This window comes from Streptomyces sp. iso_384 (assembly GCF_056172905.1).
The window spans coordinates 6,715,085-6,739,576 of the sequence record NZ_JBWBTT010000001.1 but is presented as its reverse complement, the minus strand read 5'-3'; the positions used below and the strand labels follow the sequence as shown (position 1 = coordinate 6,739,576).

General features: G+C 69.9%; 23 protein-coding genes and 1 pseudogene. 15 read left to right on the top strand and 9 right to left on the bottom strand.

All coding sequences use genetic code 11. The annotated features are described in order from the left end of the window. Positions 1–3: 3 nt before the first annotated feature. Entirely contained in the window at positions 4–498 is a 495-nt protein-coding gene (locus tag AC0VY3_RS30165; RefSeq protein WP_358361250.1) for a hypothetical protein, read from the bottom strand. A gap of 157 nt (positions 499–655) precedes the next feature. Between AC0VY3_RS30165 and AC0VY3_RS30160 the strand changes: the two genes are divergently transcribed. Both AC0VY3_RS30160 and AC0VY3_RS30155 read left to right on the top strand, forming a co-directional pair. Further along, positions 656–811: a hypothetical protein gene (locus tag AC0VY3_RS30160; RefSeq protein ID WP_475551030.1), complete on the top strand. Its 156-nt coding sequence runs from the start codon at positions 656–658 to the stop codon at positions 809–811. A gap of 38 nt (positions 812–849) precedes the next feature. After that, positions 850–1,383 (top strand): DUF4240 domain-containing protein, encoded by a 534-nt coding sequence (locus AC0VY3_RS30155; RefSeq protein WP_475551029.1) that lies wholly within the window; start codon positions 850–852, stop codon positions 1,381–1,383. Between the two features lie 75 nt (positions 1,384–1,458). On the opposite strand, the pseudogene AC0VY3_RS30150 reads toward AC0VY3_RS30155, so the two are convergent. After that, a pseudogene (locus tag AC0VY3_RS30150) lies at positions 1,459–2,102 on the bottom strand (site-specific integrase); the annotation flags it as partial. 384 nt (positions 2,103–2,486) lie between these two features. On the opposite strand from AC0VY3_RS30150, the gene AC0VY3_RS30145 reads away from it, so the two are divergent. From AC0VY3_RS30145 to AC0VY3_RS30110, 8 genes are all read left to right on the top strand, one after another. After that, positions 2,487–3,722: an amidohydrolase gene (locus tag AC0VY3_RS30145; protein WP_475551756.1), complete on the top strand. Its 1,236-nt coding sequence runs from the start codon at positions 2,487–2,489 to the stop codon at positions 3,720–3,722. 174 nt (positions 3,723–3,896) lie between these two features. Next, the gene (locus tag AC0VY3_RS30140; RefSeq protein WP_475551028.1) at positions 3,897–4,943 is read left to right on the top strand and encodes a BMP family lipoprotein; all 1,047 of its coding nucleotides are present in this window, start codon (positions 3,897–3,899) and stop codon (positions 4,941–4,943) included. A 311-nt stretch (positions 4,944–5,254) separates the two neighbouring features. Beyond that, on the top strand, positions 5,255–6,838 hold the full coding sequence (locus AC0VY3_RS30135; RefSeq protein ID WP_103509257.1) for an ABC transporter ATP-binding protein: 1,584 nt from the start codon (positions 5,255–5,257) through the stop codon (positions 6,836–6,838). Next, entirely contained in the window at positions 6,835–7,953 is a 1,119-nt protein-coding gene (locus AC0VY3_RS30130; protein ID WP_103509256.1) for an ABC transporter permease, read from the top strand. Before AC0VY3_RS30135 ends, AC0VY3_RS30130 begins: the two co-directional genes overlap by 4 nt. Continuing rightward, entirely contained in the window at positions 7,950–9,215 is a 1,266-nt protein-coding gene (locus AC0VY3_RS30125; RefSeq protein ID WP_103509255.1) for an ABC transporter permease, read from the top strand. The genes AC0VY3_RS30130 and AC0VY3_RS30125 overlap by 4 nt, the downstream gene beginning before the upstream one ends. Further along, positions 9,212–9,628, top strand: coding sequence for a cytidine deaminase (locus AC0VY3_RS30120; RefSeq protein ID WP_103509254.1), 417 nt, complete (start codon positions 9,212–9,214; stop codon positions 9,626–9,628). The genes AC0VY3_RS30125 and AC0VY3_RS30120 overlap by 4 nt, the downstream gene beginning before the upstream one ends. 113 nt (positions 9,629–9,741) lie before the next feature. Continuing rightward, a complete protein-coding gene (locus AC0VY3_RS30115) occupies positions 9,742–11,019 on the top strand; it encodes a thymidine phosphorylase (RefSeq protein ID WP_103509253.1) in 1,278 nt (425 codons plus the stop codon). Positions 11,020–11,116: 97 nt separating this feature from the next. Next, a complete protein-coding gene (locus tag AC0VY3_RS30110) occupies positions 11,117–11,707 on the top strand; it encodes a Uma2 family endonuclease (protein WP_475551027.1) in 591 nt (196 codons plus the stop codon). Positions 11,708–11,805: 98 nt separating this feature from the next. Here the strand turns inward: AC0VY3_RS30110 and AC0VY3_RS30105 are convergent, their stop codons facing one another. Next, complete coding sequence (locus AC0VY3_RS30105; protein ID WP_475551755.1) at positions 11,806–15,102, bottom strand: S8 family peptidase; 3,297 nt, start codon at positions 15,100–15,102, stop codon at positions 11,806–11,808. Between the two features lie 242 nt (positions 15,103–15,344). Here AC0VY3_RS30105 and AC0VY3_RS30100 point away from each other — a divergent pair, with 242 nt between their 5' ends. Next, on the top strand, positions 15,345–15,719 hold the full coding sequence (locus tag AC0VY3_RS30100) for an STAS domain-containing protein (protein ID WP_103509270.1): 375 nt from the start codon (positions 15,345–15,347) through the stop codon (positions 15,717–15,719). Positions 15,720–15,812: 93 nt separating this feature from the next. Here the strand turns inward: AC0VY3_RS30100 and AC0VY3_RS30095 are convergent, their stop codons facing one another. From AC0VY3_RS30095 to AC0VY3_RS30085, 3 genes are all read right to left on the bottom strand, one after another. Continuing rightward, complete coding sequence (locus tag AC0VY3_RS30095) at positions 15,813–16,838, bottom strand: sigma-70 family RNA polymerase sigma factor (protein WP_242741400.1); 1,026 nt, start codon at positions 16,836–16,838, stop codon at positions 15,813–15,815. 168 nt (positions 16,839–17,006) lie between these two features. Further along, positions 17,007–17,723 carry a L,D-transpeptidase family protein gene (locus tag AC0VY3_RS30090; protein ID WP_103509250.1) on the bottom strand — a complete coding sequence of 239 codons (717 nt, stop codon included), beginning with the start codon at positions 17,721–17,723 and terminating at the stop codon, positions 17,007–17,009. A 119-nt stretch (positions 17,724–17,842) separates the two neighbouring features. After that, on the bottom strand, positions 17,843–19,153 hold the full coding sequence (locus AC0VY3_RS30085) for an MFS transporter (RefSeq protein ID WP_475551026.1): 1,311 nt from the start codon (positions 19,151–19,153) through the stop codon (positions 17,843–17,845). A gap of 62 nt (positions 19,154–19,215) precedes the next feature. Between AC0VY3_RS30085 and AC0VY3_RS30080 the strand changes: the two genes are divergently transcribed. After that, positions 19,216–20,169 (top strand): LysR family transcriptional regulator, encoded by a 954-nt coding sequence (locus AC0VY3_RS30080; RefSeq protein WP_475551025.1) that lies wholly within the window; start codon positions 19,216–19,218, stop codon positions 20,167–20,169. 103 nt (positions 20,170–20,272) lie between these two features. Further along, positions 20,273–21,028, top strand: a complete 756-nt coding sequence (locus tag AC0VY3_RS30075; protein ID WP_475551024.1) for a hypothetical protein — start codon at positions 20,273–20,275, stop codon at positions 21,026–21,028. Positions 21,029–21,053: 25 nt separating this feature from the next. On the opposite strand, the gene AC0VY3_RS30070 is transcribed toward AC0VY3_RS30075, so the two are convergent. Next, entirely contained in the window at positions 21,054–21,815 is a 762-nt protein-coding gene (locus AC0VY3_RS30070) for an alpha/beta hydrolase family protein (protein ID WP_242741395.1), read from the bottom strand. Positions 21,816–21,918: 103 nt separating this feature from the next. On the opposite strand from AC0VY3_RS30070, the gene AC0VY3_RS30065 reads away from it, so the two are divergent. Next, positions 21,919–23,073 carry an adenosine deaminase gene (locus AC0VY3_RS30065; protein WP_103512204.1) on the top strand — a complete coding sequence of 385 codons (1,155 nt, stop codon included), beginning with the start codon at positions 21,919–21,921 and terminating at the stop codon, positions 23,071–23,073. Positions 23,074–23,207: 134 nt separating this feature from the next. Beyond that, positions 23,208–23,510 carry a hypothetical protein gene (locus AC0VY3_RS30060; protein ID WP_086777919.1) on the top strand — a complete coding sequence of 101 codons (303 nt, stop codon included), beginning with the start codon at positions 23,208–23,210 and terminating at the stop codon, positions 23,508–23,510. 84 nt (positions 23,511–23,594) lie between these two features. On the opposite strand, the gene AC0VY3_RS30055 is transcribed toward AC0VY3_RS30060, so the two are convergent. Together AC0VY3_RS30055 and AC0VY3_RS30050 are read right to left on the bottom strand one after the other, a co-directional pair. Continuing rightward, positions 23,595–23,804 (bottom strand): PspC domain-containing protein, encoded by a 210-nt coding sequence (locus AC0VY3_RS30055; RefSeq protein ID WP_030084647.1) that lies wholly within the window; start codon positions 23,802–23,804, stop codon positions 23,595–23,597. A gap of 94 nt (positions 23,805–23,898) precedes the next feature. Next, positions 23,899–24,471 (bottom strand): VanZ family protein, encoded by a 573-nt coding sequence (locus AC0VY3_RS30050; protein ID WP_103512205.1) that lies wholly within the window; start codon positions 24,469–24,471, stop codon positions 23,899–23,901. Between the last annotated feature and the right edge of the window lie 21 nt (positions 24,472–24,492).

Sequence of the window (24,492 nt, the reverse complement as noted above, 5' to 3'; positions counted from 1 at the left end):
TCATCAAAAGATGCCGAAGAAGCGATGCCACCAGCTGGGCCGCTGAACGTGCCAGGGCAGTCGGCTCGGCCCGTCGTAGTCGCTCTCCAGCAGTTCCTCGGCAACCACGACATAGCCAAGCTCGACAAGCGCCCGGTTGACCTTGGCAAGGTCCGCGGCGTCCAGTTCGCCCTCGGTCTGAGCGTCATCCGTTCCAAAGAAGGCGCCCGGATTGTCGGCGCAGACCAGAGCCAGCGAGCCGAACTTGCTCACACAGACGACGATCCGAGTACCGCATACGGTCGCGTCCCCGGGCACGGCAACGCGTCCGTACTCGCTGGAGTCCTGGGTGTCCTGCTCGGCCGTGCAGCGGGCCGCGAAGTCCTCTTCGAGTCGGGCTACCAGAACACCGAAGTGCATCGCGGCCTCGCCACGGTCGTAGTGCTGCGGACGCTCCAACCACCCCGGATCGTCGAGCTTGCGCAGCAACGCCAGCAGATCGGCTTCGCTCTCGGTCATGCGCTCATCTTGGCGCAGTAGCCATCCGCGGAGCAGCTCGGGGCACCACCACACTCACCGTTCCCCGACATCACCCATTCAAGTTCAGTACCAGAAACGGACTTAACGCCCACTGAATTTCAAGAACAGGCTCAAGGATCACCTTGACAGCGGGCGCTTGAAGAGCCTCGACGACGTCAAGTGCATGCACGTATGCGGCAAGGAAGACGATGTTTTCATCGCTGAACACCTCCGCATGGAGGAGTTGAAGCGACAGGGGGTTCAGTTGGGCAACGACATCACTTTGCCCGGCAAGAAGAAGCTACAACAATGAGGGTTCCAGCAGTTGGATCTCTGGTGAGGGTGGAACGTATGGCCGAGTTCTGGCGGATCATCGGATCGAATCCCGCGCAGTCCGGAGGCGATGTACGGTCGGCTCTTGATCGTGTCTCTGGGCGACTTGACGAGCTAGATGCGGCCGATTTGGTCAGGTTTTCCGAAAAGTCGTGCGAGGCTCTTTACGGGATCGGTAGGCGGGAACTTGCAGAGATTCCGGTGGTGCTGGCGGGAGGCTTGGAGCTGCCGCAAACAAGCGACCACTTCCTGTATGCGCGTTGCGCATGCGTCTTGGCTGGCAGGGATGCATACGATGCAACCTTGAGGACAAGCGCGGAATTTTCGCATTTCGTCAGCCCTTTCTCGCGGGTCGCAGAGGAGATTCTCTATATTGCTCCTGGCGTTACGAGAAGAAAGATGGCAGTGAAATGGGGATGGTTAGTGCTTTCCCTATTGAATCAATGCGAAATGCGCAGGGTTGGGCGGAATGGATCTACGGTGAACGGCGTGTTGCGCAAACGCATCAGCGGATTCCTGACATCCCGCCAGCGGTCCTCTGAGGGGCTTTGACGGCAGCACAGCCGTACGCCGGCGGCCCCACGAGTCTTCTCGTGGGGCCGCCGACCGTTGTGGATGAGTGCAACGCTACTGGCCGGCAGCCTTGCTACTTGGGGCGGCATCCGTCCCGAGGGCGCTGCCCAAGGTGTCGATGGCTTGGCGTTGGAGGTGGAGGCGGACGTAGGCGTAGACGCCAGCGGTGACGCCGATGTGGGCGTGGCCGAGGAGTTCCTTGATGACGACAAGGTCGACGCCCTGCTTCAGGAGCAGGTCGCGGTCGAGTGGTGTAGGTCGTGGAAGCGGATGCGGCGGAGTTCGGCCCGGTCGAGGAGTCGACCGAAGCGGCGGGCCATATTGGCGGGGTCGAGTGGTCCGGCGGTCGGGGTGGTGAAGATGAGACCGCTGTCCTTCCATCCCACGTTGGTTGCGTTGCGCTCCTCTTCCTATCGTTCCCGGTGGCTCTTCAGCGAGTCGATGCACTCGGTGGGCAGAGCGATGCGGTGTTCGGAGGCGCGGGTTTTGGTGGGCAGGGTGGTCAGGCCGCCGGTGCGGGTGCGCTGGAGGGATCGGTGGATGGTGGCGGTGCCGCTGTCGAGGTCTTCCCAGTGGGGGCCGAGGAGTTCGCCTTTGCGAAGTCCGGTGCGCAAGGCGAGTTCATACAGGGCGTGAAGCCAGTCGCCGTTGGCCGCATGGAGAACTTGCCGGGCTTCGGCGGCGGTGAGGGGCTGGAAGTGCCCACTTGGGAATCCTCGCCGGTTTCATTTCGGTGGGGCTTCCGATGGTTTTGGTGGCAAGAGTGAGAGGGTGTCGGCGGGTAATGGCTGCGGCATGGGAGTCGTCGGGGCGTTGCCGGTGGGGATGAGGGCGTTGCCGAGGATGCCGATTGTCTGGTGTTCGAGGTAGAGCCGCGGGGGGTGCAGCGACTGTCGTCGGTGGCGACCTGAGGACGGCGTCCGGAGAGGCGTGGACCCCGGTGCGGAAGACGAACGGGTATACCCGCAACCACCCAGCGTCACACGTGCTCACAGGAAATTTGTTCGCCTGAGCGGCTGAAGTTTTGTTGATCTGTGGCCAGTTGAGGGGGCAGGGGGCCTACGCTTCCTAAGGTGAACCAGTTGAAGTCCCGCGCCTCCCGCCCCCACAACCCGGCCGGCCAGCCCGGGGGAGGTGCGCTGCCCGGCAGGCTCTCCGACGAACTCCGCGCCGAGCTGATCGCCTTCCGCCGCGACCTCCACATGCACCCCGAGCTCGGCAACCAGGAGTTCCGCACCACCGCGGCCATCAAGGACCGGCTGGAGAAGGCCGGGCTGAAGCCGAAGGTTCTCGCCGTGGGGACCGGGCTCATGTGCGACGTGGGGGAGTGGGACGGGGTGACGCCGATGCTGGCGTTGCGGGCGGACATCGACGCGCTGCCGATCCCGGACACCAAGGCGGGCGTGCCCTACCGGTCCACCGTGCCCGACCGGGCGCACGCCTGCGGGCACGACGTGCACACCACCACCGTGCTCGGGGCGGGCCTCGTGCTCGCCGATCTCGACCGGCAGGGGCTGCTGCCCAACGCCGTGCGGCTGATCTTCCAGCCCGCCGAGGAGGTCCTGCCCGGCGGCGCGGTCGACGCGATCGAGTCCGGGGTGCTGGAGAGCGTCGGGCGGATCATCGGCGTGCACTGCGACCCGAAGGTGGACGTCGGGCGGATCGGGCTGCGGATCGGGGCCATCACCTCCGCCTGCGACCGGCTGGAGATCACCCTCGACGGGCCCGGCGGACACACCGCCCGCCCGCACCTGACCACCGACCTGGTCACCGCCGCCGCCCGGATCGCCGTCGACGTGCCCGCCCTGCTCGGCCGCCGGGTCGACGCCCGCTCCGGGCTCGCGCTGACCTGGGGCCGCCTGGAGACCGGGCACGCCCCCAACGTCATCCCGCAACACGCCGAGCTGTCCGGCACCGTCCGCTGCCTCAACCTGGACGCCTGGCGCGAGGCCCCCGACCTGGTGCACGCCGCCGTGGACGAGGTGGCCGGAATGCACCGGGCCAAGACCGTCATCAACTACGTCCGCGGTGTGCCGCCCGTGGTGAACGACGCCGAGTCCATCGGTCTGCTGGACGCCGCGATGACCGAGCGCCGCGGATCGTATGCGATCGAGGACACCGAGCAGAGCCTGGGCGGCGAGGACTTCTCCTGGTACCTGGAGCAGGTCCCCGGCGCGATGGCCCGCCTCGGCGTCCGGACCCCGGGCGACACGCGCGGGCTCGACCTGCACCGCGGCAACTTCGACGTGGACGAAGAGGCCATCACCGTGGGGGTCGAGCTGTTCACCGCCTCGGCGCTGCTCGACGGGAACCGTTAGCGGAGCGTTGACGCACTCTTCGTAGGCCGTTCGTGGACCTGCGGGCCGCCTTCTGTTCACGACGATCCGATAACGGCTTCCGTACGTGCTCTTATCTGACATCTACGCGCGTTACGATCGCCGCGAAACCAGCGCCGGAAGAGGCGCTTCGGTCAGGTTTGAAGGAGCCTTCCCTTGCGCCGGATCACCAGGATCACCACCGTGGGCATTGCGTCCGCGGCACTTGCCCTCAGCGTCACCGCGTGTGGCGAGAACTCGTCGGACTCCGGGTCCGGCTCGGGCGGCGACAAGGCCGCCATCGCCTATGACATCGGCGGCCGTGGCGACCAGTCGTTCAACGACGCCGCCTACGCCGGTCTCGCCAAGGCGGAGAAGGAACTCGACATCTCCGGCAGCGAGGCCGAGCCCTCCGACGGTGAGGGCGACGCGGACAAGGTCCAGCGCCTCACCGAGCTGGCCCGCTCCGGCAACAACCCGGTGATCGGCGTCGGCTTCGCCTACGCGCCCGCCATCAAGAAGGTCGCGCCGAAGTTCCCGAAGACCACCTTCGGCATCATCGACGACGCCTCGGTGACCGGCGACAACATCGCCAACATCGTCTTCAACGAGGAGCAGGGCTCCTACCTCGCCGGCGTCGCCGCCGCCAAGGTGACCAAGTCCAAGACGGTCGGCTTCATCGGCGGTGTCGAGACCCCGCTGATCAAGAAGTTCGAGGCCGGCTTCATCCAGGGCGTCAAGGACACCGACGCCTCGGTCAACGTCCTTCCGCAGTACCTGACGCAGCCGCCGGACTTCGGTGGCTTCTCCAAGCCCGACCTCGGCAAGGCCGCCGCCCAGGGCCAGCTCGACAAGAAGGCCGACGTGATCTACTCGGCCGCCGGTCTGGCCGGTTCCGGTGCCATCGAGGCCGTCTCGAAGGCCGGCAAGTGGAACATCGGCGTCGACTCCGACCAGTACCAGCAGAAGGGCCTCGCGGCCTACAAGGAGTCCATCCTGACCTCGGTCACCAAGGACGTCGAGGACTCGGTGTTCAACCTGATCAAGTCGGTCCAGGACGGCAAGCCGGAGACCGGTGAGATCCGCTACGGCCTGGACAAGGACGGCGTCGGCCTGTCGATGTCCAACCCGGCCTTCACCAAGATGACCGATGTCATCGCGGCCGTGGACAAGGCCAAGCAGGAGATCATCGACGGCAAGATCACCGTCAAGACCGCTCCGTAAGCAGCTCGGCACATCTCCTGCCGAACGGCTGGTTTCCCCCGGCCCTGTCCGTCCCCGTGCCGCACCCCGGCCGGCGGACGGACAGGGCCGCGGGCCCATCCCCGCCCGACGGCCAGGTCGTCCGCAGCACCACTCGAAGAAGATCCGCCTCTCGCAGTGCTCTCCCACCCGGTCCGGACCGCGCGTCCGGACCGTGACGTGCATCTGTGTTTCACGATTCGGCAGCGCTACGCGTGTAGACAGCCCTCCGGCGCGATAACTTCACCCCGCCCCCCAGGGCCCCCGAGCCCCCAGCCCCTCCGCCCCCGCTCCTGTCCGGCCAAGGAGAGTGCGTCATCAACGCGTCCAGCAGTCCCCCTGCCGTAGAACTGCACGGCATCACCAAGCGCTTCCCCGGCGTCGTCGCCAACCACGACATCGACATCACCATCGGCAAGGGCACGGTCCACGCGCTCGTCGGTGAGAACGGCGCCGGCAAGTCCACCCTGATGAAGATCCTCTACGGCATGCAGAAGCCGGACGAGGGCACCATCGCGATCAACGGCGAGCAGGTCTCGTTCTCCAACCCGGGCGACGCCATCGAGCGCGGCATCGGCATGGTGCACCAGCACTTCATGCTCGCCGACAACTTCACCGTCCTGGAGAACGTCGTCCTCGGCGGCGAGAAGCTGTACGGCATCGGCGCCGGCGCCCGGAAGAAGATCAAGGAGATCTCCGACGCGTACGGGCTCGGCATCCGGCCCGACGCGCTCGTGGAGGATCTCGGGGTCGCGGACCGGCAGCGCGTGGAGATCCTCAAGGTCCTCTACCGGGGCGCCCGCATCCTCATCCTGGACGAGCCGACCGCGGTCCTCGTGCCGCAGGAGGTCGACGCACTCTTCGCCAACCTGCGCGAGCTCAAGGCCGAGGGCCTGACCGTCATCTTCATCTCGCACAAGCTGGGCGAGGTGCTCTCCGTGGCCGACGAGATCACGGTGATCCGCCGCGGCACGACCGTGGGCACCGCGGACCCCGCGAACACCACGACCAAGCAGCTCGCCGAGCTGATGGTCGGCAGCGAGCTGCCCTCGCCGGAGACCCGCGAGTCCACCGTCACCGACGTGTCGGTGCTGCGGATCCAGGACCTGCGGCTCACCGTCACCGACCCCGACGGGACCGTCCGCGACGTGCTCGCCGGCATCGACCTCACCATCCACCAGGGCGAGGTCCTGGGGATCGCCGGAGTCGAGGGCAACGGCCAGACCGAGCTCATCGAGGCCCTCATGGGCATGCGCGACCCGGACTCCGGAGTGATCACACTCGGCACGGACGACATCTCGCACGCGCCGACCCGTAAGCGGCGCGAGTCCGGCATCGGCTACATCCCCGAGGACCGCCACCGCCACGGTGTCCTGCTGGAGGCGCCCCTCTGGGAGAACCGCATCCTCGGCCATGTCACCGAGAAGCCCAACAGCCGCGGCTGGCTGCTGGACAACAAGGCGGCCCGCGCCGACACCGAGCGCATCGTGCGCGAGTACGACGTGCGCACCCCCGGCATCGAGGTCACCGCGGCCTCGCTCTCCGGCGGCAACCAGCAGAAGCTGATCGTCGGCCGCGAGATGAGCCACGCGCCCAAGTTCCTGATCGCCGCCCACCCCACCCGTGGCGTGGACGTCGGCGCCCAGGCCCAGATCTGGGACCAGATCCGCGAGGCCCGCCGCGAAGGACTGGCCGTCCTGCTGATCTCGGCCGACCTGGACGAGCTGATCGGGCTCTCCGACACCCTGCGCGTCATGTACCGCGGCCGACTGGTCGCCGACGCCGACCCGGCCACCATCACCCCCGAGGAACTGGGCTCGGCCATGACCGGCGCCGCCACCGGTCACCTCGAAAGCCCGGAGGACGAGGCCCGATGAAGAAATTCGACAAGGACCGGCTGATCCTGGGCTTCGCCGGTCCGGTGCTCGCCCTGGTCGTCGCCGTCGCGCTGACGACCGTGGTGCTGCTCGCCTCCGGGCAGAACCCCTTCGAGCCGTACCGGATCATGTTCGAGTCGGCCTCCTACGCCGACGTCCAGGTCCTGATCATCAACCAGGCCGGTACGTACTACCTCGCCGCGCTCGCGGTGGCCGTCGGCTTCCGGATGAACCTCTTCAACATCGGGGTCGACGGGCAGTACCGCCTCGCCGCGATGATGGCCGCACTGGTCGGCGCGAGCGTCGACCTGCCGGGGCCGCTGCACATCGCGCTGATCGTGATCGTCGCGATGCTCGTGGGCGCGTTCTGGTCCGGGATCGCGGGCTTCCTCAAGACCACCCGCGGGGTGAGCGAGGTCGTCTCGACGATCATGCTCAACTCGATCGCCACCGCGGTCGTCGCCTGGATGATCCTGCCGAAGAACTTCGGCGAGCAGCCCCCCGGCTCCAACAACCTGACCACCGGGGAGATCCCGGAGTCCGGCTGGTTCCCGGGGCTGCCGATGGGCGACATGGCCGGGGAGATCTACGGCTTCACGTTCGTCGCCGCCGGCTGCGGCGTCCTGTACTGGTTCGTCCTGAACCGCACCCGGTTCGGCTTCGACCTGCGCGCCACCGGCGCCAGTGAGACCGCTGCCCAGGCCTCCGGTGTGGACGCCAAGAAGATGATCCTCACCTCGATGCTGATCTCCGGCGCCGTCGCGGGCCTGGCCGGGATGCCGACCCTGCTCGGCGACACCCACACCTACAGCCTCGACTTCCCCACGGGCATCGGTTTCACCGGCATCACCATCGCGCTGCTGGGCCGGAACAACCCGCTCGGCATCGCCCTCAGCGCCCTGCTGATCGCGTTCCTGGACAAGTCCTCGGCCTCGCTCGACCAGTACGGGTACGAGAAAGAGATCGCCACGATCATGCAGGGCCTGATCGTGATCTCGGTCGTCGTCTCCTACGAGCTGGTCCGCCGTTACGGCATCCGCCGCCAGCAGCAGAAGGTCGGCGAGGAGCTCGCCGCCGGACACGCCCTCACGACCGAGAAGGAGGCGGCCCTGTGAGCACCAGCGAAACCATCGCCGCACGCCCCGCCCCCAAGAAGGGCAACGGCCGCCGCAAGCTCTCCCTGCCCGTCGTCCTGCTGATCATCGCGGGCGGTCTCGCCCTGGTCTCGCTGGTCCGCGTCATCAGCGGCGCCGACGACATCACCTCCGTCGGCCAGGTCCGCGGCGCCCTGGCACTCGCCGTTCCGATCGGCCTCGCCGGACTCGGCGGTCTGTGGGCCGAGCGCGCGGGCGTCATCAACATCGGCCTCGAAGGCATGATGATCCTCGGCACCTGGTTCGGCGCCTGGGCCGGGTTCCAGTGGGGCCCGTGGATGGGCGTCCTCTTCGGGATCCTCGGCGGCTGCCTCGGCGGTCTGCTGCACGCGGTCATCACCGTCACCTTCGGCGTGAACCACATCGTCTCCGGTGTGGCCATCAACATCCTTGCCGTCGGCGTCACCCGCTACCTCTCCAACTTCGCCTTCGACGGCGTCCAGGGCGGCTCCTCGAAGCAGTCCCCGCGCATCGATCCCATCGACCGGATCACCGTTCCGGGACTCTCGGACTGGATGCAGGACCTGCAACAACAGCACTGGTTCCTGATCTCCGACATCGCGGGCATCGTCGGCGGCCTGGTCACCGGCCTGTCCCTGCTCACCGTCGTCGCCCTGCTGCTGATCCCCGCCACCTGGTGGATCCTCTGGCGCACCCCGTTCGGGCTGCGGCTGCGCTCCTGCGGTGAGTCCCCGGTGGCCGCCGAGACCCTCGGCGTCAACGTGTACAAGTACAAGTACATCGCCGTCACGGTCTCCGGCGGTCTGGCGGGCCTCGGCGGCGCGTTCCTCGCGATCGTCGCGACCGGCATCTACCAGGAGGGCCAGACCGGCGGCCGCGGTTACATCGGTCTCGCCGCGATGATCTTCGGCAACTGGATGCCGGGCGGCATGGCGCTGGGCGCGGGACTCTTCGGCTTCACCGACAGCCTCAAGCTGCGCGGCGGCGCCGAGAACGTCCACGCGATGCTGCTCCTGCTGGCGATCCTGCTGGTCATCGCGGCTTTCTGGCAGCTGTACAAGAAGAAGTACGTCTCCGCGGTGATCGCGGCGGCCGTCTCGGCGCTGCTGTTCACCTGGTACTTCCTGACCGACCAGGTGCCGAGCCAGTTCGTCGACGCCGCTCCGTACGTCACCACGCTGCTGGTCCTCTCGCTCTCCGCGCAACGGCTGCGGATGCCCAAGGCCAACGGTGTGCCGTACCGCAAGGGCGAGGGCAAGTGACGCCGCCGCCCGCCGCCGTGCCTTTCGACGAGGCCGACTGGGAGGCCCTGCGGGAGGCCGCACGGGACGCCATGTCCCGTGCGTACGCCCCCTACTCGGGCTTCCCGGTCGGGGTCGCCGCCCGGGTGGACGACGGCCGCACGATCACCGGCTGCAATGTGGAGAACGCCAGTTACGGCCTCTCGCTCTGCGCCGAGTGCGGTCTGGTCTCCACGCTCCGGGCCACCGGCGGCGGTCGGCTGACCCACTTCACCTGTGTCGACGGCACCGGGTCGATCCTGGTGCCGTGCGGCAGGTGCCGGCAGCTGCTGTACGAGTTCGGCGGCCCGGAACTCCTCCTGGAGACGCCCGACGGGCGGCGCACGCTGGACGAGATGCTGCCGCAGTCGTTCGGCCCGCAGCACCTCGGCTGAACCCCGTATCTCCCGGCGGTGGCCCTTCCCTGCGCGGAGGGGCCACCGCCCTTTCCCCTCTCTATGCGCGTAGAGTCGAGAGGACTCTTGCGCACCCGGCCGGAAGGATTCCCATGGACGCCATCTCCGTCATCCGCACCAAGCGGGACCGAGGCGAGCTGACCCCCGAGCAGATCGACTGGGTCATCGACGCGTACACCCGCGGCGAGGTCGCCGACGAGCAGATGTCGGCCCTCGCCATGGCGATCCTGCTCAACGGGATGAACCGCACCGAGATCGCCCGCTGGACCGCCGCGATGATCGCCTCCGGCGAGCGGATGAACTTCCGAGCGCTCTCGCGCCCCACCACCGACAAGCACTCCACCGGCGGCGTCGGCGACAAGATCACTCTGCCGCTCGCCCCGCTGGTCGCGGCCTGTGGTGCGGCCGTGCCGCAGCTCAGCGGCCGGGGCCTCGGTCACACCGGCGGCACCCTGGACAAGCTGGAGTCCATCCCCGGCTGGCGGGCCCACCTCTCCAACGCGGAGATGCTGAACGTCCTCGACAGCACCGGCGCGGTCATCTGCGCCGCCGGTGACGGGCTCGCCCCCGCCGACAAGAAGCTGTACGCGCTGCGCGATGTCACCGGCACCGTCGAGGCGATCCCGCTGATCGCCAGCTCCATCATGTCCAAGAAGATCGCCGAGGGCACCGGGGCGCTCGTCCTGGACGTCAAGGTCGGCTCCGGCGCCTTCATGAAGACCATCGAGGACGCCCGCGAACTGGCCTCCACCATGGTCGCGCTCGGCACCGACAGCGGGGTGCGCACGGTCGCCCTGCTCACCGACATGTCCACCCCGCTCGGCCTCACCGCGGGCAACGCCCTGGAGGTCCGCGAGTCGGTCGAGGTGCTGGCCGGCGGCGGCCCGCAGGACGTGATCGACCTGACCCTCGCCCTCGCCCGCGAGATGCTGGACGCGGCGGGCCTCAAGGACGCCGACCCCGAGAAGGCGCTCGCCGACGGTTCCGCGATGGACGTCTGGCGCCGGATGATCTCCGCCCAGGGCGGCGACCCGGACGCCACCCTCCCGACCGCCCGCGAGCAGCACGTGGTGACGGCCCGCTCCTCCGGCGTCCTGACCCGCCTGGACGCCTACGACGTCGGCGTCGCCGCCTGGCGCCTCGGCGCGGGCCGCGCCCGCAAGGAGGACCCGGTGCAGGCGGGCGCGGGCGTCGAGCTGCACGCCAAGCCCGGCGACACCGTCACCGAGGGCCAGCCCCTGATGACGCTGCACACGGACACCCCGGAGAAGTTCGACTACGCCCTCAAGGCGCTGCCCGACGCGTACGACATCGCCCCGGCCGGCACGTCGTTCGCACCGCTGCCGGTGGTGCGGGAACGTATCGCCTGACCTGCGGTTTCCTCGTACGGGTGAACGGGGCCGGTGGACTGCAGCCGGTCCCGTTCGGCATGCTGGACTCGGTGACGTACCGATAGAGGAGACCGCCATGAGCGCACTCGCCGTCGAGCCCGTGCCCGGTCCCGGCCAGGACTGGGACGACCTCGTCCGGATCTGGGAGGAGACGGACGCGCCCGAGGGCTGCAAGGTGGAGATCATCGAGGAGATCGTCACCGTGTCGCCGCCGCCGTCCAAGGACCACAACACCACCGCTGCCCTGCTCCAGCGCAGGCTGTGCACCGTCATCCCGGAGGACTGGGAGATCTACCAGACCCTCGGCCTCTCCCTCCCGGGCCGGGGCGGGATCTACATTCCCGACCTCGTCGTCGTGGACCGCGCCACCGCTTCCGGACCGGGCAATACCGTCCCCGCCGAGGAAGCCCGCCTCGTCGTGGAGATCACCTCCCGCGCCAACGCCAACCACGACCGCGTCGGCAAGGTCAACGGCTACGCCAAGGCCGGAGTCGAGCTGTTCCTCCTCCTCGATCCGTGGCACTCCGGCCGCCCCACCGCGACGCTCTACGGCGAGCCGGACGGCGGTACGTACCGGGTGCTGGAAACGGTCGAGTACGGACGGGAGCTGACCCTCCCCGAGCCGTTCGGGCTGGTCCTGGACACGGGCGTCATCCCCATCAGCTGACACGCGGACGGCCCGCCGCACGGATCGTCTCCGTGCGGCGGGCCGCCGTCGTGCGGGGGTGGACCACCCGCGGGGGGTGAACTACCCGTCGTGCCCGGTCACTTGCCCAGGTACGCGTTGTAGATCTTCACCGACGAGGTGTTGCCCTTCTTGTCGGTGACCTTGGCGGAGAAGGAGATCGCCTTACCCTTGGCCGGGTTCTTGACGGTGATCTTGCCCTTCTTGACCGTGACCTTCTTCCAGGTCTTGCCGCCGTTGTAACTGACGTACGTCTTCAGTGACTTCAGGTTCTTGCCCGCGGCCGCGCCGTGCACCTTCACCGGCACCGAGACGGTCTTGCCCGCCTTGACCCGGCCGTCGGCGCCCACGGCCGGGGTGAACCGGACGGTGGAGACGGGCAGCATCGTGAACGCGGTCTTCTTCGAGCGGAACGTCCACGCCGCGTCCACCCGGGTGGAGAGCGGGCTGACCTTCGGGCTGTGCTTGACCGTGGTCGTCAGCTTGTAGTCGGCCGCGCCCGCCGGGACCTTGAAGAACTCGTAGCCGGTCACCGGGTCGGCGTTCTGGCCGAGCTTCTTGCCGTTGCGGTAGAGGACGGTCCTGGCCGAGGTGAACACCATCCCGCCCGCGTTGCCCTGACCGTCGGCCAGCAGCGGGAGGGAGCCGGTGATCTCGTTGCCCTCACGGACGACGCCGTAGTTCTTGTCGACCAGCGGGCCGAACACCCCGGTGTTCACGGACTTCGTGTACGCCCTGCCCGCCTTGTACGTGGCCTCCTTGCCGACCTGGTAGTTGGCCTCGTACGTCGGCCAGCCGTCCGCGTCGAGCGGGCCCTGCTGGTCGAATTCGAAGCTCCAGGCCACCTTGTCCGCGGTGGAGACGTACAGCGTGCGAGTGCCGGGCAGCTTCTGGTCGATCGAGGTGGCCCAGCTCCCGCCCTGCGTGGGGAGGAAGGGGAAGGCGGTGATCGAGCCCCTCTTCTTCGGCGCGGCCGAGCCCATGGCGATCTTCACCTTGGCCAGCTGCGCCGCGGTGAACTTCCGGTCGAAGCCGGTGGCGAGCTGCTCGACCGTGCCGCCGACCGCGATGTCGTACTCGGTCGACGCGCCCTTGCTCCAGGTGCCCGACCAGTGCTGGGCGAGCGAACCGTCGGTGATCTTCGGGCCGACGTGGAGCGTACGGATACCGGCCGGCGAGTCCATCACCCAGCCGAAGGAGACCGCGTCGTTCGCCGCCTCCACGACGTAGTCCGGGGAGAACAGCTCACCCTTCGCCTTCGCGTCCGGCAGCGTGACCTTCACCGGCTTCGCCTTGCGGGCGTCGAACGTCAGCGAGGTGTTCTTGGTGACCGCGACCTTGGGCTGCGCGATCCAGTCGGCGCCCTTGGTGACGTCGTCCGGGTCCTTGTACACCGTGGAGTTGGCGACGTACGTGCCCTTGGGCACCCGGATCTTCGCCGTGCCGTCGACGACCTGCGGGCTCAGGAACGGGTTGCCAGACTCCGCACCGAAGCGGAAGAGCGTGCTGTCCACATAGGCGGCCGGGCGGCCGTCCCGCCCGAGGTGCATGATGGAGACGTCGTAGCTCTCCACCTCGCGCTCGACCGCGGCGGCCGTACGCACGGTCTGCCCGCCGCCGGTGGCCACCAGGTAGGCGGAGTACGTGCCGTCGACGGTGCCGCCGAGCCGGGTGTCGGCGGTCAGCGTGACCTCAGCCGTGCCGCCCGCCGGAACGGTGACCTTGTCCGCGCCGAGCGTGAAGAAGCCGGCCGGAGCCGGCTTGCCCTTCGGGCCGGTGCCCGTCACCTTCAGATCGAGGGTGACATCGCGCGTGCCGAGGTTGCGGTACGTGACCTTCTCGGTGGCCGGCTTGTCGTCGGTGTGCGGCCACTGCTGCACCCCGAAGCTCACCGAGACCGGTTCGGCGATCACGGTCTGGGCGATCGCACGGTCCACCGCGATCCGGCCGGAGCCCTGCTGGAACGGGTTGTACGCACCGGGCTTAGTCGACGCGGTCAGCGCGCCCTTCAGCTCGGTGTACGTCCAGTCGGGGTGCTGCTGCTTGAGCAGGGCGGCCGCGCCCGCGACATGCGGGGTGGCCATCGACGTACCCGAGATGGTGGCGTAACCGGCGGGCTTCTCGCCCACCTCACGGGCGATCAGCGAGCCGGGCGGGACGGCCGCCGTGGTGTCCACGCCGGGAGCCGTCACATCCGGCTTGATCGCACCGTCACCGATCCGCGGGCCCCGGCTGGAGAAGTCCGCCAGCTGGTCCTTGTCGTCGACCGCGCCCACGGTCAGCGCGGCGTCCGCACTGCCGGGCGAGCCGACGGTGCCCGCGCCGTCACCCTCGTTGCCCGCGGCGATCGCGAACAGGACGCCCTTCTCGGCCGACAGCTTGTCGACCGCCGCCTCCAGCGGGTCCACCTCGGGGGTGTCCATGCCGCCGAGGCTCAGGTTGACGATGTCGGCGCCCTGGGCGACGGCCCACTCCATACCGGCCAGGATGCCGGAGTCGTCGCCGTACCCGTCGTCGTCGAGCACCTTGCCCGAGAGCAGTTCGGCGTCCGGTGCCACGCCCTTGAACTTCCCGCCCGACTTGGCGCCGGTGCCCGCCGCGATCGACGCGACGTGCGTACCGTGGCCGACCCGGTCCTCGGTGTCCTTGGCGGCGCTGAAGTTCTTCTCCGCCAGGACCTGGCCCTTGAGGTCGGGGTGGGTGGTGTCCGTCCCGGTGTCCAGGACCGCGATCTTCACGCCCTTCCCGGTGAACCCGGCCTTCCAGGCCGCCGGGACGCCGATCTGCGGGACGCTCCTGTCGAGGCTCGCCCGGCGTACCCCGTCCAGCCAGACCCGGTCGATGCCGGCCGCGGTGGTGACCCGCTCGCCGTCGGTGCCCCGGTCGGTGAGGGCCTTCCAGATGTCCGGCGCGTCGGCGTTCGGTGTGGTCACCGACTCGGCGTTCAGCGAGGTGAGGCTCCGGCCGACCTCGGTACCGCCCGCGTCGCGGACCTGCGCCTTCGCGGCGGCGGCCTGCTTGCCCCGGTAGCCGACGATCAGCTTCAGGCCGTCCTTCCGGGCCCGGAGGTTCTCCGGACGGCTCAGCTCGGTGACGTCGAACAGCCGGCGGTCGAGCTTGCCGGAGACGATCAGCCGGTGGGCGTCGGCCGGGACGACGAGGGTGTGGCCCTTGGTGCTCATCCGCTGGACCGGGATGTTCTCCCGGCCCTTCGCGGGCCGGAAGGCGACCGGCTTGCCCTGGGCGTCGACGGTGACCCGGTCACCGGTGACGAGCGTCAGCTGACGCGACTCCCGGTCCTCGGCCCGGGTGCCGGACGCCCCCTTCGGATCCGGCTGGGCGACGGCGGTCTGGGTCATGCCCGCCGCCAGCGCCATGGCCACCGCCGCGGCGACCGCCGGTATGCGCGCGTTCCTCACGTGTCTGCGCAACTCTCCCCCTGGAGAACTCGATGGTTCCTCAACCCGCCGGTCCGCAGAGACGCAGGAATGACGGCTGCGGCCGTCGGTTCACCGAACTAGAGGGAGAGCTGGGGGGATTGGTTCACAGAAGGAGCACAGGTCCTCCGGAGTTGACGTGAAACAGCCCCTCCGTGGCGGGGGTCACGCACGGGGCTCCGATGAATTTCGCCCGCCGCTCCGGTCTGCCTGGTGTGGATGCCGAAAATCCGATCGCCCTGACCGTGACCGGCCGGGTCAGCCGCGCCGTCGTACCCGACCTCTGCGCCGAACTGGAGCGCGCTCTGGCCGGTCCCCGCGGGGCCGCGCTCGCCCCGGGCGCGGCGGTGGACTGCGATGTGGGCGGAGTGGTCCGGCCCGATCTGACCCTCGTCGAGGCGGTGGCCCGGCTGGGCCTCGTCGCCCGCCGCTCCGGCCGCACCCTGCGGCTGCGCCGCGTACCGCCCGAACTCCGGTCACTGCTGGACCTGGTGGGGCTGGCCGATGTGGTGACCCTGGAGGAGGACCCGGGGGAGCGGGTACCGGACGCGCGCTGACGGCGGCGGAACGGCGCCGGGCGCGGGCCGACGTACGGGCCCGGCGTCTGCCGGACCCGTACGGACGGGCGTACGTACTGACGTACCAGGCTGTTACGCGTCCGCCGGCAGCCGGTCCGGCAGGCCGAACAGCGGGAACCAGCGCGGGACGTCCAGGAAGCAGTGCATCCCGGTGATCGCCCCGTCCCGGACGTCGATGACCTGGACCGCCCACGGCACGAACCCGGACCCGTCCTCGGCGGGCTTGTAGTGCGCGAAGCCGGGGGAGCCGTTGGCCGAGACGGGCACCAGCTTGGAGCCGGCGCAGGCCGCGCCGATGGTGGTCATGAAGCCCGTGATGTCGCCGGTGCCCCGGAGCCACAGGTCGAACGGCGGCATCGTCATCACCGCGTCCTCGTGGAGCAGCGCGGTCAGGGCGGCCATGTCATAGCCCTCGAACGCCTTCACATAGCGCTCCAGGAGCTTCTGCTGCTCCTCGTCCAGCGGGTCCGCCGCGTCGCCCGGCCGGCTCTCCGTCTCGGTCAGCGTGGCGCGGGCCCGCTGCAGGGCGCTGTTGACCGAGGCGACGGAGGTCTCCAGCAGCTCGGCGACCTCGGCGGCCTTCCAGGCGAGGACCTCGCGCAGGATCAGCACGGCCCGCTGCTTGGGCGGCAGATGCTGGAGGGCGGCGACGAACGCCAGGCGCACCGACTCGCGCGCCACGGCCGCCTCCGCCGGGTCCTGGAGCGACGGCAGGATCCGGCCGTCGGGCATCGGCTCCAGCCAGACGTTCTCCGGGCGGGGGCTCAGCGCGGCCTGGGCGAGCGGGGTCGGGCCGGTCAGATCGACCGGGCGGGCCCGCTTGTTGCCCGCGTTCAGCATGTCCAGGCAGACGTTGGTGGCGATCCGGTAGAGCCAGGAACGCAGCGAGGAGCGGCCCTCGAACTTGTCGAAGTTGCGCCAGGCGCGGACGAGGGTGTCCTGCACCGCGTCCTCGGCCTCGAAAGCCGATCCGAGCATCCGGTAGCAGTAGCCGGTCAGCTCGACCCGGTGCCCCTCCAGACGGCTGTCGATCCCGGCGTCACCGCCCTCGGAGCCCGCAGCCGCTCCCGCGTCCGTCGTCGTGGTCAGGTCGCTCATCGCTCCACCCCTGTCGCGCGCAGCCGCGCTGTGGCATCTGTCACCCGGTACGTCGGAAGCTACCGCAGGCCACTGACAGCCGGGGCGGACAGAGGACAAGGGGTACCGGACGCCGTGGCTGCGGCCACGATCCGTCCGGCACCCCTCGGGATGCGCTCAGCGCCTCGCTCAGGTCCCGGGCTTGCGCCCGTACACGTACACGTCGTCGCCGTTCTTCAGCAGTTTCCAGTATGCCTTCGCGTCGGCGGGGCGCATGTTGACGCAGCCACCGGAGCCCGGCGGGTTGTACATGGACTTGGTGACCGAGTGGAACGCCTGGCCGCCGTCGAAGAACTGGGAGTGCGGCATCCAGACCTTGTAGATGGTCGACCAGTGCTTGATGTTGCGCCAGTAGATCTTCTTGGCGCCGGTCCGGGTCTCCGCGCCGTCCCGGCCGGTCCGCACCGGCACCGGCCCGTACTTCAGCTTCTTGCCGTCCTGGATCCAGCTCAGCTGCCGCGTCAGGTCGACACAGGCGATGCGCCCCTTGTTGGTGGGGCACTTCTTCGCCTTGTCGGGGTTCTTCCCGGCCGCCTTCTGGGCGAGCATCGTGTTCATCGTGCGCCAGGTCAGCGGACCGGCGTAGCCGATGGTCGGGGTGATCCCGTGCTTCTTCTGGAACTTCTGGATCGCCTTGCAGTCGGCCGTCGACTGCTTGCCGTCCACGGGCCGCTTCAGGAACTTCTCGACCTGCTTCTGGTGCGGCCCCACCGACTTGGTGCAGGACGCCGCGTGGGCGGCGGTGCCGGTGCCCAGGACCAGGGCCGGGGCGGCCACCAGTCCGGCGACGGACAGTGCCACCCCACGCCGCAACCGTCTTCCGCGTATCTTCGCCGTGACTCCCATGCGCGCCAACACCCCTTCGCCCACAGTGCGTTGTTGGTTACGCCTGGTAGACGTGCGAAGGGGAGCCGTGGTTGCGCGCCGGAATGTCTCGGTTGTGCTTCAGTGGCCTGCGGAGCGGTTCAGCGGGTGGCAGGGATGAGCGCCCGCCGCTCCGCACGCGCCACCCGGGTCCCGTACAGGGTGATCGAGACGACGCCGAGGACCGCGAGCAGGCCGAGCGCCACCGTCGCCGTCCAGCCGCCCGTGTGGAAGGCGACCGCGCCCAGCGTGCCGCCCGCGCTGGAGCCCAGGTAGTACGCCGACTGGTAGAGCGCCGAGGCCTGCGCCCGGCCCGTCGTGGCCGTCCGGCTCACCGAGGACGAGGCGACCGCGTGCCCGGCGAAGAAGCCGGCCGTGATCAGCACCAGGCCCAGCAGGACGGCGGCCAGCTGGTCCGCGAGCGACAGCAGCAGCCCGGCGGCGGTCGTGGAGACCGCCAGATAGAGCGCGCCCCGGCGGCCGAGGCGGGCCACCAGACGTCCGGCGGCGGCGGAGGAGACCGTACCGACCAGATAGACGAGGAAGATCGACCCGATGACGCCCTGCGGCAGGCTGAACGGCTCCTCGACCAGCCGGTAGCCGATCACCGTGTAGACCGCGCCGAACACCGTCATGAACAGCGCGCCGATCGCGTACAGCCGCACCAGCAGCGGATCGGCCAGATGGCCGGCGACGGTCTTCGCGAGCGCCTTCGGGTTCAGCGAACCGGGGCGGAAGTTCTTCGCCTTCGGGATCAGGAAGTGGAACACGACGGCGCACGCCAGCGCGAGCAGCCCGACCGCCGCGAGCGCGGCGCGCCAGCCCCAGGCCTGGGCGACCCAGCCGGTGAGGATGCGGCCGCTCATACCGCCGATGCTGTTGCCCGCGACGAACAGCCCGATCGCGGCGATCAGCGCCTTGGGCCGGACCTCCTCCGCCAGATACGCCATCGCGGAGGCCGGCAGCCCGGCGAGCGCCGCACCCTGGACGGCGCGCAGCGCGATCAGCGCGCCCATCGACGGGGCGAACGGCACCAGCAGCCCGACCAGCACCGCGATGGTCAGCGAGGCCGTCATCATCTGTCGCCGCCCGAACCGCTCCGATAGCGCGCTCAGCGGCAGCACGAACAGGGCCAGCGCCCCGGTCGCCGCCGAGACCGTCCAGCTCGCCTGCCCGGCGGTCGCGTCGAACGACGCGGAGACGGCGGGCAGCAGCGCCTGGGTGGAGTAGAGGAGGGCGAAGGCCGCGACACCGGCGGCGAAGAGGGCGAAGCTCATCCGGCGGTAGCCGGGGCGGCCGGGCTCCAGACGCTCATGGGTGGCGGCGTCGGGCGCGGCGGTGGTGGTGACGGGGGACGACGGGGCAGAGGCATCCACGGTGATGGTGGATGCCCCGGTACTGGCGGGAGGCATACGTCGAAAGTAGAGCGAGACGTTTCATGCGTCCAATGCATGAAACTGCCATAATCGATCCCATGGTGCATGAACGCAGCTCAGGGCCTCGGCTGTCACCGAGCAGTTACGAAGAAGACATCCGGGCCGTGCTCGCGCCCCGCCTCGCGTACTTCGAGGCGGTCGCCCGCCACGAGCATGTGACCCGCGCCGCACACGAGCTCGGCGTTCCGCAGTCCACGCTCTCGCGCGCCATGGTCCGGCTCGAAACGGACCTGGGCGTCGCCCTGTTCGCCCGCAAGGGCCGCACCGTCTCGCTCACCCCCGCGGGCCGCACCTTCCTCGGCTCGGCGGAACGGGCCCTGGCCGAGGTGGAGAAGGCCGCCGACTCGGTCCGGGCGGACGCCGACCTGACGGCGGGCCGGGTCTCCTTCGGCTTTCTGCACACCATGGGCTCGGAGACCGTGCCCGCCCTGATCCGCGCCTTCCGGGTCGACCACCCGAGAGTCCGCTTCCAGCTCGTGCAGAACTACGGCGAGGCGATGATCGAACGGCTGCGCGCGGGCGGCCTCGACCTCTGCCTCACCTCACCCGTGCCCGACGCCCCCGATCTGGTCGCCCGCCGCCTCGACGAACAGCGGCTGCGCCTGGTGGTCCCCGACGACCACCGCCTCGCCTCCCGCCGCCGGATCCGCCTCGCGGAGGCCGCCGACGAGACGTTCGTGACGCTGGAGCCCGGTTACGGGTTGCGCCGGATCACCGACGACCTCTGCGCGGAGGCGGGCTTCACACCCCGGGTCGCCTTCGAGGGCGAGGAGGCGGAGACCCTGCGCGGACTGGTGGCCGCCGGGCTCGGGGTGGCCCTGCTGCCGCCGCCCGCGGTCGCCCGCCCCGGAGTCGTCGAACTGACGGTCACCGCCCCGCGCGCGGCCCGCGAGATCGGCGTCGCCTGGCTGGACGGCCACCCCGACACCCCGCCCGTCGCCGCCTTCAAACGCTTCCTGCTCTCGCGCCGGGGGAACCTGCTGCCGGACTGAGGGGGGCAGGCGAGACCGAGGGGGACAGCCGGGGCCGAGGGGAACAGCCGGTGGCGAGCGGGACAGCCGGGGCCGAGGGGAACAGGTGAGCGAGAATGGCCCGGTGAACCGTGCCTCCCCTCCCTGTCCGCACCCGCGTCCGCGGCCGCCCGGACTCCCGGGCCTGAAGGGCGTCATCTTCGCGTCCATCGTCGGCTCGGTGCTGCTGCTCTTCGCCGCCGGCCTGTTCGCGCTGCTGCCCGGGTCGCTCTCCGAGGCCCGAGACTTCCGGGCCGCACGGCCGTGCTCGGAGGTCGCCGCGCCCGAGAGCGGCGACTGCCTCTCCGAGTGGCCCGCCACCGTCGTCTCCACCGGGACCGGCCGGTCGAACAAGGCCGTCACCAACTGGGTCACGCTCGACGGCGAGGCCGAGGAACCGCCGTTCAGGGTGCGGATGCGGGGCCACGGGCCCGTCTGGGAGAAGCTGGCGCCCGGGGACCGGGTCACCGTGCTGTCCTGGCGCGACGTGGTGTGGGCGGTGGAAGCGGGGGAGCTGCGCCAGGACACGGCCGACGAGCCGGGCCGCGGCGCGACCGTCCGACTGGCCGTGGGGCTCGCCCTGTTGATCGTCGGCAGCGTCTTCCTGCGGGGAGCCGGGTGGCTGCACCGCCGCCGCGCCGCCCGTGTCACGGACACCCCCACGGCACAGGTCGTCGTGGTGATGGCGGCGACCCTGCTGGCGGCCGGCATCGCCGTCACCGCCGCCACCGCCACGGACGTGCTCTGGCTCGTCCTGCTGGTCGCCGCCGCCGGTTGCGCGGCCGCATGGACGGCCACGGCGCTGCTGCTCCGGGCGCTCGCGCGGCGGCGGACGGCCTGACCCGGGCCCCGGTCCGGCGCCCGCCTCAGTGTCGCAGCGACCGCCCGAACCCGGCGGCCAGCGGCATCCGCAGCCCCAGCGGCGGCGGTGCGGCGAGCGCGTCCGCGACCGGGCGGGCGTAGGACCGGGCGAAGAGCGAGCCGCGCACGAAGTCGGCGGCCAGCGCCACCACTTCGGAGCGGTGCTGGCGCAACGCGTGCCCGTCCGAGTGCACTTCGAAGCGGCAGGTGTCCCGGTTGGCCTTCTTCGCCCGCTCGGCCAGCCGGTAGGAAAGCTCCGGGTCGGTGCGTTCGTCGTTGGTGCCGTGCACGATCAGCACCCGCCGCCCCATCAGCTGTTTCACCGGTTCCGGTCCGTCCGCCGTCCGCTCCGGCAGCCACGGGGCCATCGCCAGCACCGAGGTGACCGCGCCGTGCCCGGCGGCCCGCAGCGCCGCCCGTCCGCCCATCCCGTGCCCGACCAGGCAGACGGGCACATCGCCGTACCGCCGCTGGACCTCGTCGGCGGCCCACACGGCGTCCTCGGCGGGGTGCGCGTCGTCCGCGTTCCAGCCGCGCCAGCGGTAGCGCAGCACATGCACCGCGAGCCCGTCACCCACCCCGGCCCGGGCCAGCGAACGGGCGAACGGCAGCTGTACCGCGTACGACAGGGTGGAGGGGCGGCGGCGCGAGTCGGCCTCGCCGTCCGGGAGCAGCAGAGCCACGCCGCTGACCTCGTCCGTTGCTCCGGCCGTCTGTACGGCCCGTCCCAGCCTGGCTTCGGGCAGGGGAAGTGCGCGCTGTGCCATGACAGAACAGTGTCAGAAGGTGAGGTGTACTCCACCCGACTTCGCGGTCACTGTTACGCATCGACACGAGGCGCTCTACGCGCGTAGGCGCTAGAGTGCCAAGATGACGAGCCAGACCCCGAATGTCCCTGATTCCGACCAGATCCGGCGCGCCCCCAAGGTGCTGCTCCACGACCACCTCGACGGCGGCCTGCGGCCGGGCACCATCGTCGAGCTGGCCCGCGCGCAGGGTTACGACTCCCTCCCCGAGACCGAGGCCGACAAGCTCGGCATCTGGTTCCGCGAGGCCGCCGACTCCGGTTCGCTGGAGCGCTACCTGGAGACCTTCGCCCACACCTGCGCCGTCATGCAGACCCGTGACGCGCTGTTCCGGGTGGCCGCCGAGTGCGCCGAGGACCTCGCCGAGGACGGTGTCGTCTACGCCGAGATCCGTTACGCCCCCGAGCAGCACCTGGAAGGCGGCCTGACCCTCGAAGAGGTCGTCGAGGCCGTCAACGAGGGCTTCCGCGAGGGCGAGCGCATCGCCCGGGCCAACGGCCACCGCATCCGCGTCGGCGCCCTCCTCACCGCGATGCGGCACGCCGCCCGCGCCCTGGAGATCGCCGAACTGGCCAACAGCTACCGCGACCAGGGCGTCGTCGGCTTCGACATCGCGGGCGCCGAGGCCGGGTTCCCGCCCACCCGCCACCTCGACGCGTTCGAGTACCTCAAGCGCGAGAACAACCACTTCACGATCCACGCGGGCGAGGCCTTCGGCCTGCCGTCCATCTGGCAGGCCCTCCAGTGGTGCGGCGCCGACCGGCTCGGCCACGGCGTGCGGATCATCGACGACATCGAGGTCGCCGAGGACGGCTCGGTCACCCTCGGCCGTCTCGCCTCCTACGTACGCGACAAGCGCGTCCCGCTGGAGATGTGCCCGACCTCCAACCTCCAGACCGGCGCTGCCACCTCGTACGCCGAGCACCCCATCGGGCTGCTGCGCAAGCTGCACTTCCGGATCACCGTGAACACGGACAACCGGCTGATGAGCGGGACGAGCATGAGCGGAGAATTCGAGCGGCTGACCGAGGCCTTCGGATACACGCTCGACGACATGCAGTGGTTCACCGTCAATGCGATGAAATCAGCATTCATTCCTTTCGACGAACGTCTTGCGATGATCAATGACGTCGTCAAGCCCGGATACGCCGAGCTGAAGTCGGAGTGGCTTTTCCGTCAGACCGCTGTGACCAGTGGTTCTGCGGTCTCCGGAGGCTGATGAACGCAACATCTGAAAGGGCCGGGAGGCGAAATCCCGGCCCTTTTGCGCGTGTCGCGGTGTTTGCGGAGGGGGCAGCGGGATGGCTAGCTTGCAGAGCCGCTCACATCCCCTTCCCCAAGGATGAATTCTCCATGAAGAAGTCTGCTGCCAAGACTCTCGGTGTCGCCGCTCTCGGCGCCGCTTTCGCCGCTGCCGCCGCCGGCAGCGCCTCCGCCGCCCCCTCGCTGCCGCTGGACACCGCGGCCGGGGCGCTCCCCGTCTCGACGATGGCGCTCGACACGGTCGCGCAGTCGGTCCAGAACGCGCCGGTCCAGGACACCGTCGGCAAGGTCCTCGGCGGCGACGCCACCGACGCGGCCGCCCCGGTCACCGGCCTGCTCGGCGGCCTGCCCACCCAGGGCCTCTCCGCCAACGGGATCCCGCTCGGCGGCTGAACCAGCTGAACCACCAGTGGGGCGCACACCCTGGACCAGGGTGTGCGCCCCACTGTGCGTATCCGCTCCCCGTGGTGCCGCGCGTCACCAGGCCGTCGCGGAGGAGGCGGACTTCTCCGAGGGCAGCAGCGCCCACAGCGCCAGGTAGAGCAGGAACTGCGGGCCGGGCAGCAGACAGGAGACGACGAAGATGACGCGCATCGTGCCTGCGGAGATACCGAAGCGCCGGGCGAGGCCCGCGCAGACTCCACCGATCATGCGGCCTTCGCGGGGGCGGACAAGTGCGGCAGCCATGGCGGGCTCCTTCGAGAACCGTAGCGGCGGGAGCAGCTTTCTCCGCTCCCCGATGTATCCATGGTGCCGCCGCGAAGGGGTGCAAAGCATCGCTCTACGGTGCGAGGCCGACCCCGGTAATCGTCGGGGTCGCCCCCCCAGGGGCCTCGTCCCTGAGACGGGTCTCCTGGCGGTGGTGGGGCAGATCCCGCACCCCGGGCAGTCCCGCGCGGCGCAGCCGCGCCCGGCAGGCCGGCACGACCAGCAGATGGGCCAGCACCACCCCGGTGGTGTTCAGCAGCAGCGAGTCGATGTCGACGACCTGACCGGGCACCCCGGTCTGCCCCAGCTCGATGGCCAGCGAGATCAGCGCCCCGGCGGCGACCGTACGCAGCAGCGAGACCCAGGGCGAGACGAAGATCCGGCCCCCGGACATCGGCAGCAGCACCCCGAGCGGGGCCAGCAGCAACAGCGCACCGCCGATCCGGCGGGCCGCCTCGGCCGGTCCCAGCGCGAGATCCGCCCTGATCCCGGCGAGCGGCTCGAAATTCGCCGCCGTGATCCAGGGAACGTCCAGCGGGCGCAGCGTCAGCCACCCGACGAACAGCAGATGTGCGACCAGGAGGGTGACGCCCGCCGCGCGGAAGTGGATGACGGTCTGGCCGTCCGAACTGTGACGCACGTCCACCAAGACGCCACGACCGGCAGG

Bases quoted from the DNA above. Each gene is read 5' to 3' on its own strand.
- AC0VY3_RS30165 (WP_358361250.1), bottom strand. From the start codon at position 498: ATGACCGAGAGCGAAGCCGATCTGCTGGCGTTGCTGCGCAAGCTCGAC.
- AC0VY3_RS30155 (WP_475551029.1), top strand. From the start codon at position 850: ATGGCCGAGTTCTGGCGGATCATCGGATCGAATCCCGCGCAGTCCGGA.
- AC0VY3_RS30130 (WP_103509256.1), top strand. From the start codon at position 6,835: ATGAAGAAATTCGACAAGGACCGGCTGATCCTGGGCTTCGCCGGTCCG.
- AC0VY3_RS30115 (WP_103509253.1), top strand. From the start codon at position 9,742: ATGGACGCCATCTCCGTCATCCGCACCAAGCGGGACCGAGGCGAGCTG.
- AC0VY3_RS30110 (WP_475551027.1), top strand. From the start codon at position 11,117: ATGAGCGCACTCGCCGTCGAGCCCGTGCCCGGTCCCGGCCAGGACTGG.
- AC0VY3_RS30105 (WP_475551755.1), bottom strand. From the start codon at position 15,102: ATGGCGCTGGCGGCGGGCATGACCCAGACCGCCGTCGCCCAGCCGGAT.
- AC0VY3_RS30100 (WP_103509270.1), top strand. From the start codon at position 15,345: ATGAATTTCGCCCGCCGCTCCGGTCTGCCTGGTGTGGATGCCGAAAAT.
- AC0VY3_RS30095 (WP_242741400.1), bottom strand. From the start codon at position 16,838: ATGAGCGACCTGACCACGACGACGGACGCGGGAGCGGCTGCGGGCTCC.
- AC0VY3_RS30090 (WP_103509250.1), bottom strand. From the start codon at position 17,723: ATGGGAGTCACGGCGAAGATACGCGGAAGACGGTTGCGGCGTGGGGTG.
- AC0VY3_RS30085 (WP_475551026.1), bottom strand. From the start codon at position 19,153: ATGCCTCCCGCCAGTACCGGGGCATCCACCATCACCGTGGATGCCTCT.
- AC0VY3_RS30080 (WP_475551025.1), top strand. From the start codon at position 19,216: ATGGTGCATGAACGCAGCTCAGGGCCTCGGCTGTCACCGAGCAGTTAC.
- AC0VY3_RS30070 (WP_242741395.1), bottom strand. From the start codon at position 21,815: ATGGCACAGCGCGCACTTCCCCTGCCCGAAGCCAGGCTGGGACGGGCC.
- AC0VY3_RS30065 (WP_103512204.1), top strand. From the start codon at position 21,919: ATGACGAGCCAGACCCCGAATGTCCCTGATTCCGACCAGATCCGGCGC.
- AC0VY3_RS30060 (WP_086777919.1), top strand. From the start codon at position 23,208: ATGAAGAAGTCTGCTGCCAAGACTCTCGGTGTCGCCGCTCTCGGCGCC.
- AC0VY3_RS30055 (WP_030084647.1), bottom strand. From the start codon at position 23,804: ATGGCTGCCGCACTTGTCCGCCCCCGCGAAGGCCGCATGATCGGTGGA.